Consider the following 13,793-nt stretch of genomic DNA (forward strand, 5'->3'; position numbering starts at 1 on the left):
GAGCTAAGGTAAACTACCCTGCTAAATTATGTTCACGTATTCCTACAAACCTTACCACCATGCTTGAAGACCGGACAGTTCACACAAACGCTTTTAGCGAACCCAATGCACTTGCTTTATCCAGAAAAGTATTCGCAGCCACCGGCCTGAGCCTCATAGAAGTCAGCGGTCAGGATGCCGCAAAACTCTTACAAGGCCAGCTAACATGTAACATTAACGATTTATCGGCATCGCAAGCCAGTATAGCTGGATTCTGCAACCCCAAAGGCCGGGTCATCAGTACGCTATTGGTGGTTAAATCGCTGGAATCTTTTTACCTGATACTGCCTGCGGACTTACTCGACACCGTGTTAAAAAAATTGCGGATGTACGTGCTGCGAGCCGATGCAAAATTGCATGATCAAACCGAAAACATGCATATCCTGGGCATATCGGGTCTTTCGCCTGAATTTGACGTTCCGACAGACAATTTCGCAATCGGGCAAATACCGTTAACGACCATTAAGTTACCCGGCGCGCCGCGCCATCTGCTATTGGGTACGTCTGATCAGATCGATGAATTTACCGGATTACTGCTTAGCCGATACGCTTTCGAATCCGGCAGCCTGGACGAGTGGCGCTATCAAGACATCTCCACTGCCCTGCCCTGGTTTGATATTAGCCAATCGGAACAACATATTCCGCAGATGTTGGGTATTGACCAGCTTGGCGGCATCAGTTTCAGTAAAGGCTGTTACACAGGTCAGGAAATCGTAGCCCGCAGTCACTATTTGGGCAAAGTCAAACGCGCCTTGTTTATTGCCGAATGCCGTCAATCAGCAAGCGGCGTCATTAATGGCTGTAAGGTGTTGGACGGCATTTCTCAGCAAAATATGGGGTGCGTACTGACGAACGCGGTCTGGACCGGAATAAATCGAGCGCTGCTCGTCCTGCAAATAGTTGATGGACTGCCAAAAAACCTTATACTTGATGACGACTATCGTACGCCTATCGCGATAATTTCGGATCAATAGCGGAAATTCAATCCATGCAATTCAAATCTGTTCAAGACTTTTTAGTCCATGTGCAAGCGGAACTAGACGCCAACCGATTAATCCTGCCTACCTTGCCGGATGTCGCCATCAAAGTCCGCGACGCTGTCAGTAAAGGCGATGCCACCGCGCAAAGCCTGGCCGAGATCATTGCAACCGACGCCGCCATTTCCGCCCGTTTGATACAAGTGGCCAACAGCCCTCTTTATCGCGGCACCATGGAAATCAAAAATATCCAAATGGCCGTAACCCGGCTCGGCAACAACACCATCCGCACGCTGATTACCAGCTTGATCATGCAGCAAATGTTCACGCCTACCACGGCGCTACTGGAAGGCTATTTCCGCAGCACCTGGGAGCAAGGCGTCAATGTCTCAGCGATCAGTCGCGCGTTGGCCGCATTCGTACCGCATTTAAACGCCGACGAAGCCATGCTGGCCGGGCTGATCCATCAAATCGGTAAATTACCAATATTGACACTGGTCGAGAAAATTCCGGAATTTAGAGACAGCCCGTCCCGATTAGACAAGCTGCTGGAAAAAGCCCACCCGCATGTCGGCAAACTGATCATGAACACCTGGAATTTCCCGGAAGAACTTAAACTGGTGCCTTCCGAATATGTGGATTTTCAGCGCGACTCAGGCTCCAAAGCTGATTACGTCGATTTAGTGCAAGTCGCGTTTCTGCAAAGCATCGCCGGCACCGATCACCCTGCCTGCCGCGTCGATTGGAACACCGTACCCGCTTTTGTTAAATTGGGTATTCAGCCCGATACCGAAATTTTGGAAATTGAAGGAGTCTCGGAAGAGATCGAACTCGCCCACTCAATGTTCCTTTGAGACATAAAACCATATGATAGACGCCCAAGACGCCGCCCGTTTTCGCCGCTTAGGCACGCTTACGATCTTTGCCGTGTATTTCGTGATTCTGGTCGGCGGCATCGTCCGCGCTTCAGGTGCCGGCATGGGCTGTCCGGACTGGCCGACCTGCTTTGGACAATGGGTGCCACCAACCCACGAGTCGCAATTGCCTGCCAATTATCATGAAATTTATGCGGCGCGCGGTTATGAAAACACCGCCTTCAATCCGGTAAAAACCTGGACCGAATACACGAATCGTCTGGTCGGCGTGACTATCGGTTTTCTGATTTTTCTGACGGCCTGGACCTCCAGGGTTTATCTGAAAGCCGATAAAGCGATTTTTTATTTAGCGTTATCGGTTTTTTTACTGGTCGGGTTTCAGGGTTGGCTGGGTTCGGCCGTGGTGGCAAGCAACCTAAAGCCATTAATGATAACCCTGCACATGCTGCTGGCCCTGTTTATCGTCGCGCTACTCATCTACGCTATCGCCAGATCGCAAAAACCGCTGCTGCAAGCCATAGACAGTCATTGGTTGACACCGCGTTTTGCTTTGGTGTTAAAAATTGCCATGGCCATGACCTTACTGCAAGTGGCAATGGGCACCCAAGTCAGGGAAGCAGTGGATTACATCGCTCATGAGCATAGCTACATCGACCGACAGTATTGGCGGGATAGTTTTCCGATCATTTTTTATATTCATCGGTCGTTTTCATCGATCATTTTGTTCACCAACCTCTGGCTGGCCTGGAAAATTTATCAGCAAGCCGACAAACATAGCCTGCTGTTGCGCACCGCCTATGTGTTAATGGGATTGATCGTTACCGCCATTTTGGCCGGCGTCAGCCTCGACAGACTGGGTTTTCCAGCCGTTGCTCAACCAGTACATCTATTGATGGCTAATCTGATTTTTGGCGCGCAATTTTTCATCTTTATTTGCTTAAATTACTCTTCCAGAAAAGCAAGCTAGACAAGCCAGGATTTTACGGTATTTATCAATAAGTTAAGCAATATCGAGCCAAGTTGCGATACAATGCCGGGCATAGCTAGCCCATGGCCGGCAACTCTCTTTTTTTCTACAGGTATTATTAATGTCCGACACCCCCTCCTCCACCACGCCTTCCTTTAAAGATTTATCGCTTTCAGACCCCATATTAAAAGCGCTGGAAAGTGTCGGTTACGAAACCCCGTCCCCTATTCAAGCACAGATTATTCCGTTCGTGATGGCTGGTCGCGATGTGTTGGGCCAAGCGCAAACCGGTACCGGCAAAACCGCCGCATTCGCCTTGCCGATTTTGTCGCGTATTAATCTCAATCAGAAAGACCCGCAAGCTTTGGTGCTAGCCCCGACCCGCGAGTTGGCGATACAGGTTGCCGAGGCGTTTCAAAGTTATGCCGCACATATCAAAGGCTTTCACGTATTACCGATCTACGGCGGCCAGGATTACACCAGCCAGTTACGCCAATTGAGTCGCGGCGCGCATGTCGTGGTCGGTACACCGGGACGGGTCATGGACCACATGCGTCGCGGCACGCTGAAACTAGACCAACTGACTACTTTGGTATTGGACGAAGCCGACGAAATGTTGCGGATGGGTTTCATCGACGATGTCGAGTGGATTCTGGAACAAACCCCGTCCACGCGCCAAACTGCACTGTTCTCGGCAACCATGCCGACTGAAATTCGCAAAATTGCGCAGAAATACCTGAACAACCCCGAACAAGTGACCATCAAGGTCAAAACCGCCACCGCCGCCAATATTCGCCAACGCTATTGGTTTGTCAGTGGCGTGCACAAAATGGATGCCCTGACCCGGATTCTAGAAGCGGAAAACTTCGACGGCATGATTATCTTCGTCAGAACCAAAACCGCCACCATCGAAGTGGCCGAAAAATTAGAAGCGCGTGGTTTTTCCGCCTCTGCGATCAACGGCGACATGTCGCAAGCCTTACGCGAACGCGCTATCGACAATCTAAAAAGCGGCAAACTGGATATTCTGATCGCCACGGACGTCGCCGCTCGCGGCCTGGACGTTGATCGTATTACCCACGTCGTCAACTACGACATTCCTTACGACACCGAATCTTATATACATCGTATCGGCCGTACCGGTCGCGCCGGCCGCACCGGCGATGCGATTTTGTTCGTCTCGCCACGGGAAAAACGTCTGTTGGCCAACATTGAGCAAGCCACCAAACAAAAAGTCGAAGAAATGCAATTGCCTTCCACTGACTTTATTAATAATGCGCGCATCAACCGTTTCAAACAGCGGATTACCGACACCCTGGCCGGCGAAGAACTCAGCTTTTATAACCAATTAATCAACCAATATCAGGTCGAGCACAACGTACCGGCGCTCGACGTTGCGGCAGCCTTGGCAAAATTGTTACAAGGCGATACGCCTTTGTTGATGAAAGAACCGAGCAAGAAGCCACGCAAAGACGCGGAAGAAAAAGGCCGTCCGGACCGCAATGATCGTGGTGACCGTGGCCCGAGGCGCGAAAAAGGCCGGGCCGGCGCTGTGGACATGGAAACTTTCCGCATCGAAGTGGGCCATGCCGACGGGGTGAAACCCGGCAATATAGTCGGTGCCATCGCCAACGAAACCGGTATAGACGGCGATCACATCGCCCGCATCAAAATCGAGGAACACTACAGCACCGTGGAGCTGCCTGCCGGCATGCCCAAAGACTTGTTCCAGGCCCTGAAAAAAGTCCGTGTAGTCGGTAAACCTTTGGATATTTCCAAATTCGACCCGGCTTTGGTGAAAAAAGACAAAAGCAAAAAACGGGTCGGTTCACCGTCAAGACGCGGCAAAAATAAAGATCAAGCCGAATAACTGATTTGTAATCAGCCGGTCGCGGGTTCGAGTCCCATCGCCAGCTCCATATTTATCAAAGGCTTAGGTGTTTTTCACCTAGGCCTTTTTTATTGGCCGTAGCTAAATCGTAGCTATCGGAATCCTCGCCCACCACATGCAGCGCCGATAACCGATCCACATACCCGGCCAAATACTCACTTGAAAGGTGCGCATATCGCCGCACCATCTCGACCGACTCCCAACCGGCCAACTCTTGCAGCACATGCAACGGTGTTCCCGCTTGCACGTGCCAACTGGCCCAAGTATGCCGCAGATCATGCCAGCGGAAATCATCAATACCGGCACGCTCTAAAGCATTGTGCCAGGCGTTGGTATTCACTTCGTAAGCCTCCATACCGCCCACCTGTAACAATGTTGTTGTCTTCGTCATCCTGTGATCTTTTGATCAGGAGTAGCGATGGCTGTCACATTGAAATGGCGTCAACATATTGAAGAGTGGCAACGCAGTGTTTTGTCTCAGGCTGAGTATTGCGTGCAGCAAGGTATCAATGTCCGGACCTTTGCGACCAGACTGTGCGAGTATCGCAAACGACCCACGCTAGAGTCGGTCGCGTTAGTGCCGGTACAGATGGCACCGGCTGAACCTGCTTCTTTGGCAATACCTGTGGCAGTTTCCATTGTTTTTACCCATGTCCACGGTCATAGGCTGGAATTTTCACCTTCGTTGCCGGTGGCCTGGGTGGCCGAGTTGTTACGATGTCTGGCTTGATCGATTATCCCGCGCAGATCGGGGTAGCGGTAGCGCCGGTGGACATGCAGCGAGGCTTGGACGGGTTGTCGACCATCGTGCAGCAGAGTCTGGGGCATGCCCCCGTGTGCCGGCGCGGTGTTTATCTTTCGTAATCGTGTGGGCAACCGGCTACGGTTGTTGGTGTAGGACGGCAATGGTGTTTCGCTGTGTCAGCGCCGGTTGCCCAGGGGTCTTTTGTCTGGCCTAAGGTGGGCGATGCGGTGTTTGCGCTGACGCAGGCGCAATGGCGCTGGCTGGTTGCCGGGGTAGATTGGCAGCGTTTATCCGCTCAGCCCCAAGCAGACTGGCAGGCGTGAACCAGGGGCAAAATGAGATGCCAAAATCCACTGAAACTCAGTCATATCAAAGCATTGGGCGGGTAATTGCGGTATAATCTACCCACGAATCCGCTCGCCAAACGCGCTCAATTGAACCTGGAACCGTCCGCCAAAACCGAGGTGACCCTGCTTCAGACACTGATCGATCAGGCAGCTCAGGATGTTCAAGCCATCCAAACCAAAGACGCCACGATTCACGCCAAAGAACTCAAAATCGGCGCGCTGACCCATGAACGGGCCTATTACAAACGCATCCGCTTCAACACCAAGAGCGAAGCGCTGGCACCACTGCAACGGGATGTGTTCGAAGAAACCTGGAATACCGACATCTCGGCGATGGATGAAGAAGTCGAGCAACTTCGCGATGATCAACCCTGCGACACCGTGGCCCGCCCCAAACGCCCACGCGCCGGTCGTCAAACCTTACCCAAGCATCTGCCGAGCATTGAACATCGCTGCGAACCCAACACTTGCCAGTGCGGACACTGCGGCAAAGACCTGGTCAAAATCGGCGAAGATTTCAGCGAACAACTGGATGTCGAACCGGCTAAATTCTTTTTGCACCGACACATTCGCCCGCAATACGCCTGCCGGGCTTGCGAAACCATTACCGCTCCGCCCATTCCACCGGCGGCGATCGGTGGTGGAATGGCCGCCGTCCATTCTCTCAAAGTTTGGAGCCTCCGAGAAAACCGGGGCGGTTGGTTTGAATCCGCCTATTATTGTATGAGCTTTGAAACGTCGCGTTTGATGTGGAGCGTTTTAGTAATGTGTTAGTAACATGAGTCAGCAACTCATGGAATCGGTCCAGTAACAGCTAATGTTTCAACGTATTTGGAACCAATAACATCAGCCACCCAGCTAGTTTTTAGTGAAATATCTGGCTCTAACAACTTCATAATCGCCTCAGCAACAAGTGTATGACCAATCCCCCCCCAATGTGTATCGTTAGGTAAATAAACGTCTTTCCCGCCGAGCCTAACAGCCTCTTTCAATACTTTATCAAGCCGAAGGTCTGAGATTGATCCTTCACTATCCAGTTCATCAAGGCGACTTAGTTTGGTATATTTTTTATCTACAATATAACCATCGTAAATAGTTAGTTTATCTGGAGCAATCATCGATACAAACTTAGTGATCCCGTTGGCTTCTGCACGCTTTCTCAAGTTTATAACTCCACAACGGGCTGAACTAATATCATTCGATCGCCAATTAGCTTTCTCAATATCAACGTGAAAAAACAATAAGCTTTTATCTTTTTCGCTTGAAAACAGATTTTCCGTTGATAGTGGAATGGATATCGTTTGAACTTTATAGCCAAAGTATTTAATGATATTTTTTAGAAGATAAGTCCGAGCATATCCTGGATTTAAGCTAGCAAGAAGTCCGCCTCTATCTCTAACCCTAGATATTGTTTCAACATCACTCGGTAAGATTTTTGGAAAAACCGGATTTAGCCAACTTTGGGATTGAGCGATTGAGCATTGATCAACGCTATTCTTATACAGATCGATAACAGTACGCTCAACTTTTTCTACAATTAACATTTTTGGAGGGAATTTTATGAAAGCTTCCGACCCAAATAGATCGTCAAACGAAAACGTGTCGATATGCTTGTCGATTGTTAGCACCGACAGATTGCTTCGTGCTGCCAATCTATTTTGCCATTGTTCCCTCTTGGGAACGGGACGCTCTTTAGTACTGATTCCCGAGAACGAATCTCCAACCACAACTACATCATAGTAATGGTCATAGGGACCGACTTCGTAACGGGTCTCCTTGACATTAACCTGAGGGTTATTCCAACCAAAGTCACGTTCAGAAAACCATCCCAATCGAGTTAAGTCTCCACTGAGGGGTTGCAAATAAACTGCTAAAGCAGCCAGATTTATACCGCCGATAAACAAACTAATTAACAAAATAATAACATAACGGCGCATACTTGATTTAGAACTGAAAATAAAGAAATTCGCTAACAGCGTTCGTGTAAGGCAAGGCTAAGAGACCCATTATGGTTATCACGCAAAGCCAAATAGTATTAGGACGCCAATGAAACCATTTAATTGGCGTGCTTACGCTTTCGTAATCAAGTGCTGGTTTAAAGTTATGCATAATTTCCTGTGTATTCGGCATAATGAACGATCCAAGGAGGAATGTTACGATCCAAATCCACATTTCAATTTCGGCGGAGAGTTCCGTTGGTGTGAAGCGACAACTAATTACATTTAAAGATTGTCCGTATTCTTTAATTCGCCAGTGAAGCATGTCGTAAAGGTTGGCATCAAGTAGAATTTTACCTATACCAGGAGTCATAGCTTTGATGATATGCATTGCGCTGACCGTATCAGGTGCACGAAAAAATACCCAAGCGATAACAACTGCTACGAAGGTGATCAGCCATCCAGTGAATGCTGCAATTCGTCCTCGTTCACTGAGATTTAATCCTAGTTTGATTTGCAATGCTTGCCAACAATGGTTAATAATTAAATATGTGCCGTGCAATCCTCCCCAGATTACAAAAGTCCAGCCTGCTCCATGCCAAAGGCCACCAAGAAGCATAGTAACCAATAGATTCCGATAGCGGGCAAACGATCCATTTCGACTGCCCCCAAGAGGTATATAAAGATAGTCGCGCAAAAATCGCGAAAGGGTCATATGCCATCTACGCCAAAATTCAATAATATTTTTGGATTTATAGGGAGAGTTAAAATTCAACGGAAGAGTAACTCCGAATATTCGCGACAACCCAATCGCCATATCTGAGTAACCTGAAAAATCAAAATAAAGTTGCACTGAATATGCTAGCGCACCGGCCCATGCTGAGACCAAAGTAATTTCACCGCCTGCTGATGCTTCGGCAAACATGACACTGGAATAACCAGAAACCGTATCGGCGATGCACACCTTTTTAAATAATCCAATTATGAAAATTGTAAGTCCTACTGCAAAATTAATACTTTTCGGCCTATAGGTTTCGGTATTTTTAAACTGGGGCATCATTTCCTTGTGATGTAAAACTGGTCCTGCTATAAGATGAGGGAAATAGGTCACAAAAAGCCCATAGTGGATTATGTTTAACTCACGAGCATAACTTTTATATGCATCAACCAAAAAAGCTATCTGTGTAAATGTAAAAAAAGATATTCCAAGAGGAAGAACAATTTGGGGAAACTCCCATGAACTTCCAGTTACAACACGAAAGGTCTCCAGAAAAAAACCAGCATATTTGAAGTAACCGAGAACCGCCAAGTTGACACATACTCCAAAGATGAGTGTCGGCTTACGATTTGAGAATTTTTTATGCGAAAGTTTTTGTCCTATAGCGAAGTTAAAAACAATTGATGTTAGCAATAATCCTACGTAACGTGTATCCCACCATCCATAGAAAACTAAAGATGCGAAAAACAATACTCCCGCCGCAAGCTTTGAGTTGTGTTTTCCAGACGAAAAAAACAATAATAGAGTGATTGGCAGGAAGGCCAACAAAAACATGTAGGAATTAAATAGCATTTTATCGTTGAGAGTAAAGTAACCAGGTTATTGATCCGTTTCATTAGATCTGAAGCTTCAGAGAACCTGATCTGCGGCTCTAGTAGTTTAGTGAAAAACCATAGTTCAGACGCTAATTTTGCTTAATCGAACTCGTATTTACTGGGAGAGTGGCTTCGTTGCTACTACACATAGAGCCCTCAACGCCGAAAATGAGTTTTCACCAACCTGCCAGTATATTGTACACATGGCGTTGGTGGCAAAAATAAGCAACCTGAGTCCAATGTCATCAAATTCAAAATCTACACACCTTCCGAAGCCCTCTGCTAAATCAATGACTGGGCTATCAAGCTTCTATGTGCTGTAGCAAAATTGTACCAGTACATGTTATTCGAGACCTGCGAATTAAATATAAATGAGGTAGTTTGGTATGCGCGAAGCCGGCAAGTTATTGCTATACAGGGTTATCGCCTATATTGTCAGGCTTTATAATCAGCCGGTCGCGGGTTGGATGACTATATAGGCTTGGGTTGAAAAACCTAGATAGTGTCGTCACAAAATCATGAGATAATTGCTCTATCTCAATAATTTTGAAGGAAAAAGATGGTGGAACCAGCATATCGCCGACACGATATATCGGATCGAGTCTGGCAAATATTGGAACCCCGCTTGCCTGGGCGCGAAGGTGCCTGGGGCGGTAAAGCCCGTGATAACCGCTTGTTTATCAATGCCGTTTTCTGGATTTTGCGCACCGGTGCGCCGTGGCGCGACTTGCCGCCCGACTATGGCGATTGGAAGAACACTCATCGCCGATTTTGCCGCTGGCGAGATAAAGGCATTTGGGAATCGCTGCTGGAACAATTGGTGACTGAACCCGATTATGAATGGCTGATGATCGATGCCAGTCACATCAAGGTTCACCCGCATGCCGCGGGGGCAAAAGGTGGCAACCAGGACATGGGGGTCACAAAAGGGGGCTCAATAGTAAGATACATCTGGCCGTGGATGCGCATGGTATGCCGGTCAGAATACTTGTTACAGCAGGTACCACTGCGGATTGTTCACAGGCTCCAACCTTGATCGATGGCCTGGATGCTCAGCATCTGTTGGCGGACAAAGGTTACGACAGCGATGCTATCGTCGCCCAAGCCGAAGCGGGCAATATGGCGGTTGTGATACCGCCGCGTCGAAATCGCAAACAACTTCGCGAATACGACCGGGAGCTTTACAGACTTCGGCACTTGGTGGAAAACGCTTTCTTACACCTTAAACGCTGGCGAGGCATCGCTACCCGCTACGCTAAAAACACAGCATCATTCTTGGCCGCCGTACAAATCCGCTGTATCGCTCTTTGGGTGGCTATCTTATGACGACACTATCTAGGCCTTTTTATTGCCTTCCGAATTGCAGAACCCAAATTGTTTCAAACACAAGTTGATCGAATTGAACCGGTTTTCTGAGACAGTAGTATACGAATCGAATCGTTAACTGCGGTCGGAATACTTTTTAGCGTCAGCAACTCAAGCACCAACTAAATTCAGCAGCAACGCTTCACACCATTCCATTTACGCTGCGTTTCAGCCGCAAAAAACGCTTTTCGGCTTAACGGTGGAAGCTGTTCCGCGTGATGTTCGTGCCAGTGTCGCAGATAGCGTTCATAAGTGGCATCGCCGTTGAGGTGGCGCCAGAATGATCGTAAAGACAGAATGAACCCGCTCATTAAGCCCCCGATTAATCTTTACGCTGCGGAGCCAGCTTGACGCATTCGAACATCAGATCGTCGAATTCGTCTTCGCTGTGTTTGTTCGGGTTATATTGCAAGCCGCATTCGCGGTCTTCGCGGATATGTTTGATATTGCCGTGTATCGACATCGCCACCCGCGATTCCGGCAAGATGATAGAAATCCGCAATTCCGCCTCGTCCACCGCTTGCCCCAGGGGTTCTTTCAAACGAATTTTAATCCCGCTGTAACTCATATCGACGACCTGACCGTCGATGATGATTTCACCGCCGGGCGGTGGCGGTTCGATAATGATGTGCGCCACGAGTCCTTCCGGGTTAAAACGTATTCTGGTACGGTTTTCATTCTCCACTGTAATGCTCCATATTTTGGTCCTGAGAGTATAGGCAGAAACGCCGACACGGCAAAATTTATCTGACATCAATACTCTGCCGATTCGGCACGGGTGTCCGCCAATAGCGTTGCCGTTTCGCTCGTTCCGCTATCGGCTGAATCTTTTCAGATCCATTACGAACTGAAATAGCGCCCTGCTCGGCCGTATTCAACCAAGCTATGCCAAGTTGGCTATAGCGTTCGACAACCTGCCGGTGCGGAAAGCCAAAGCGGTTTTGATAACCGGCGGGGATCAAAATAAGCGTGGGATTAACTTTTTCAAGCAATGCACGACTTGAAGATGTTTTACTGCCATGGTGCGGCGCCAATAATACATCGCTGGCAAGCTCATCACCGTACTCGCGCACCAGCCAATTTTCAGCCGCTTGTTCGATGTCGCCGGTCAGCAAAAACCGCTGCCGTGCGCTACTTACTTGTAATACGCAGGAGTTATCGTTATCGCCGACAAATCCGCTTTCCGGCGGCGATAGCACCGTAAAAGTTACCTCGTCCCAGCGCCAGGTTTGTCCGGTTCGGCAATAATCCCCGCGTTCGCGTGCGGCCCATTCCGAAACGCTGCTGACGACCTTTTCTACAGGCAATTCGGCAAGTATCGACTCCGCGCCGCCACTGTGATCGTTGTCGCCATGACTAATCACCAAGCTATCGACTCTAGCGATACCCTGCTCGCGTAAAAACGGCAAAACCACTGAATCGCCCATATCGGAATATTCCGAATAACGCGCGCCGGTGTCAAACACCAGAGTATGTTCCGCAGTTTGTAGCACGGCAGCTAAACCCTGACCCACGTCCAGCACAGTCAGCCAGACTTCGCCGGGTTTCGGCTTTTCGAACGTCCCAAATATCAGCGGCAAGAATAGTAAGAGACTTAAATACCGGCATGGAAAGCCGCTTGGCGCCAACAACAAAATCACTCCGATGGCCGCCAAGCCAATGGCATACCAAGGCGGCGGGAGGCAAGAGATGCTGGCTAATGGCAGTTCGGCCATGTGCGAAAGCGCCCACCACAACCCTTGCAGCACATAGTCCAGGAGTTGTAGCAATAGCGCACCCAGCGAGGGCCAGATGAACATTAACACCACCGCCAGCAATGCCGGCGGTACGATCAATAGGCCGATAAGCGGCACCGCCAACCAATTGGCGACAGGCGATATCAACGATACCTGCTGAAAAAACACGATCAATAACGGCGATAAGCCCACTGCTGTGGCTAATTGCGCGCCGCCGGCTTCGCGCCAGTACGAGGGTCTGCCCAATCGCCCCGCCGACACGTAAATCAATAATGCCACCGCCACGAATGACAACCAAAAGCCGACCGATAACACCGCCAACGAATCGAACAGCAATACCGCCAACAACGCCAGCAATAAAATTCGCATAGCCGCGATATTACGTTGCCAGGCGATCGCCGCAAGAGCTACGCTGAGCATAATTAATGCTCGCAGGGTTGGGACCGAGTATCCCGCCAAACCGGCGTAAAACACCGCGGCTAGCCAAGCGCACAATGCGGCGGCCCGTTGCGGCGAAATGCTCAGCACCCCGGTCCAAGCCCAAAGCCGTCTGGTCCAAAGGTAAATCAGGCCGGAGATCAAACTGATATGCGAACCGGAGATCACAATTAAATGCACAACACCGGTGATTCTGAACACTTGCCATTGCTCTTGGGTGATTGCGTTTTGGCTGCCGATGGTCAGTGCTTTGATGATTCCCAACTGCGCACTGCCGGGCAAAGACGCATCCAATCGCTCAGCAATTGCCTGCCGACAACCGGCAAAATATTGACCGATACTCGGCGAGATACGCGTTAGTTGCGGTGCAGGTTTGTCGCGCACATAACCCGTCGCACCAATATGGTTGGCAAATAACCAGGCTTCGAAGTCAAAACCGCCGGGATTGAGGCGGCCGTGCGGTTTGCGCAGTTTTACGTAAAACTCCCAGCTTTGGCCGGCAGCCAAGTTAAATTGCGGGTAATACCAACTCAGACGAATTTTATCCGGAAAATCGCCAGACGGCGCCGTGACAATAAAATCGAAATTGGTCCGCTGCCCTTGTTGTTGCGGCAGAGTGGCAATATAGCCTTGAACCTTCACCTCCTGGTTTTGATAGGCGTCGGGTAATTGTTGGGACAGCCGCCAGCTGCCGAATATACTCGCCCACAACACCCCGGCCAGCAACGCGAAAAATCGCCAATTTCGCCGGTACATCAACAGCAAGCAGCTACCACCTAAACCGATAAACTCAAACAGATTCGGCAAGCGGCTGAATTGTTGGACCGCAACAATTCCGGCCAGAAATAGCAAACTGCTCACATTCATTGCCTCTTCGACCCGC

At 49.2% G+C, this 13,793-nt stretch carries 12 protein-coding genes and 2 pseudogenes; 8 read left to right on the forward strand and 6 right to left on the reverse strand.

Going from position 1 to position 13,793, the window contains the following annotated elements; all coding sequences use genetic code 11:
* Positions 1-59: 59 nt before the first annotated feature.
* The 4 genes from ygfZ (at position 60) to G006_RS0104225 (ending at position 4,728) form a co-directional block, all read left to right on the forward strand.
* Positions 60-1,013 (forward strand): CAF17-like 4Fe-4S cluster assembly/insertion protein YgfZ, encoded by a 954-nt coding sequence (ygfZ, locus tag G006_RS24915; RefSeq protein ID WP_020481917.1) that lies wholly within the window; start codon positions 60-62, stop codon positions 1,011-1,013.
* A gap of 14 nt (positions 1,014-1,027) precedes the next feature.
* Positions 1,028-1,870 (forward strand): HDOD domain-containing protein, encoded by an 843-nt coding sequence (locus tag G006_RS0104215; protein WP_020481918.1) that lies wholly within the window; start codon positions 1,028-1,030, stop codon positions 1,868-1,870.
* A 13-nt stretch (positions 1,871-1,883) separates the two neighbouring features.
* A complete protein-coding gene (locus tag G006_RS0104220; RefSeq protein ID WP_020481919.1) occupies positions 1,884-2,858 on the forward strand; it encodes a COX15/CtaA family protein in 975 nt (324 codons plus the stop codon).
* A gap of 121 nt (positions 2,859-2,979) precedes the next feature.
* The gene (locus tag G006_RS0104225) at positions 2,980-4,728 is read left to right on the forward strand and encodes a DEAD/DEAH box helicase (RefSeq protein WP_020481920.1); all 1,749 of its coding nucleotides are present in this window, start codon (positions 2,980-2,982) and stop codon (positions 4,726-4,728) included.
* A 55-nt stretch (positions 4,729-4,783) separates the two neighbouring features.
* Here the strand turns inward: G006_RS0104225 and G006_RS0104230 are convergent, their stop codons facing one another.
* Positions 4,784-5,140 (reverse strand): tyrosine-type recombinase/integrase, encoded by a 357-nt coding sequence (locus G006_RS0104230; protein ID WP_081607883.1) that lies wholly within the window; start codon positions 5,138-5,140, stop codon positions 4,784-4,786.
* A 27-nt stretch (positions 5,141-5,167) separates the two neighbouring features.
* On the opposite strand from G006_RS0104230, the gene tnpA reads away from it, so the two are divergent.
* From tnpA to G006_RS0104245, 3 genes and pseudogenes are all read left to right on the forward strand, one after another.
* Complete coding sequence (gene tnpA, locus G006_RS24920; protein WP_033193898.1) at positions 5,168-5,479, forward strand: IS66 family insertion sequence element accessory protein TnpA; 312 nt, start codon at positions 5,168-5,170, stop codon at positions 5,477-5,479.
* Positions 5,480-5,667: 188 nt separating this feature from the next.
* Positions 5,668-5,817 carry a transposase gene (gene tnpB, locus G006_RS29040; RefSeq protein WP_235048819.1) on the forward strand — a complete coding sequence of 50 codons (150 nt, stop codon included), beginning with the start codon at positions 5,668-5,670 and terminating at the stop codon, positions 5,815-5,817.
* A 66-nt stretch (positions 5,818-5,883) separates the two neighbouring features.
* Positions 5,884-6,498: pseudogene (locus G006_RS0104245) on the forward strand (IS66 family transposase zinc-finger binding domain-containing protein); the annotation flags it as partial.
* Positions 6,499-6,632: 134 nt separating this feature from the next.
* On the opposite strand, the gene G006_RS0104250 reads toward G006_RS0104245, so the two are convergent.
* Complete coding sequence (locus G006_RS0104250; RefSeq protein ID WP_020481924.1) at positions 6,633-7,778, reverse strand: hypothetical protein; 1,146 nt, start codon at positions 7,776-7,778, stop codon at positions 6,633-6,635.
* A gap of 7 nt (positions 7,779-7,785) precedes the next feature.
* Complete coding sequence (locus G006_RS0104255; RefSeq protein WP_235048821.1) at positions 7,786-9,330, reverse strand: MBOAT family O-acyltransferase; 1,545 nt, start codon at positions 9,328-9,330, stop codon at positions 7,786-7,788.
* 600 nt (positions 9,331-9,930) lie between these two features.
* On the opposite strand from G006_RS0104255, the pseudogene G006_RS27560 reads away from it, so the two are divergent.
* Positions 9,931-10,697 (forward strand): annotated as a pseudogene (locus tag G006_RS27560) (IS5 family transposase).
* 167 nt (positions 10,698-10,864) lie between these two features.
* Here the strand turns inward: G006_RS27560 and G006_RS27565 are convergent.
* From G006_RS27565 to G006_RS0104275, 3 genes are all read right to left on the reverse strand, one after another.
* The gene (locus G006_RS27565; protein WP_081607884.1) at positions 10,865-11,047 is read right to left on the reverse strand and encodes a CstA-like transporter-associated (seleno)protein; all 183 of its coding nucleotides are present in this window, start codon (positions 11,045-11,047) and stop codon (positions 10,865-10,867) included.
* 11 nt (positions 11,048-11,058) lie between these two features.
* A complete protein-coding gene (locus G006_RS0104270; protein ID WP_235048822.1) occupies positions 11,059-11,373 on the reverse strand; it encodes a PilZ domain-containing protein in 315 nt (104 codons plus the stop codon).
* Between the two features lie 106 nt (positions 11,374-11,479).
* A complete protein-coding gene (locus G006_RS0104275) occupies positions 11,480-13,777 on the reverse strand; it encodes a DNA internalization-related competence protein ComEC/Rec2 (protein ID WP_020481929.1) in 2,298 nt (765 codons plus the stop codon).
* Between the last annotated feature and the right edge of the window lie 16 nt (positions 13,778-13,793).

Origin of the sequence: Methylomonas sp. MK1, assembly GCF_000365425.1 — a bacterium.
Classification (GTDB): Bacteria; Pseudomonadota; Gammaproteobacteria; order Methylococcales; family Methylomonadaceae; genus Methylomonas.

Coding starts and splice junctions, on each gene's coding strand:
- ygfZ (WP_020481917.1), top strand. CDS start 60: ATGCTTGAAGACCGGACAGTTCACACAAACGCTTTTAGCGAACCCAAT.
- G006_RS0104215 (WP_020481918.1), top strand. CDS start 1,028: ATGCAATTCAAATCTGTTCAAGACTTTTTAGTCCATGTGCAAGCGGAA.
- G006_RS0104220 (WP_020481919.1), top strand. CDS start 1,884: ATGATAGACGCCCAAGACGCCGCCCGTTTTCGCCGCTTAGGCACGCTT.
- G006_RS0104225 (WP_020481920.1), top strand. CDS start 2,980: ATGTCCGACACCCCCTCCTCCACCACGCCTTCCTTTAAAGATTTATCG.
- G006_RS0104230 (WP_081607883.1), bottom strand. CDS start 5,140: ATGACGAAGACAACAACATTGTTACAGGTGGGCGGTATGGAGGCTTAC.
- tnpA (WP_033193898.1), top strand. CDS start 5,168: ATGGCTGTCACATTGAAATGGCGTCAACATATTGAAGAGTGGCAACGC.
- G006_RS0104250 (WP_020481924.1), bottom strand. CDS start 7,778: ATGCGCCGTTATGTTATTATTTTGTTAATTAGTTTGTTTATCGGCGGT.
- G006_RS0104255 (WP_235048821.1), bottom strand. CDS start 9,330: ATGTTTTTGTTGGCCTTCCTGCCAATCACTCTATTATTGTTTTTTTCG.
- G006_RS27565 (WP_081607884.1), bottom strand. CDS start 11,047: ATGAGCGGGTTCATTCTGTCTTTACGATCATTCTGGCGCCACCTCAAC.
- G006_RS0104275 (WP_020481929.1), bottom strand. CDS start 13,777: ATGAATGTGAGCAGTTTGCTATTTCTGGCCGGAATTGTTGCGGTCCAA.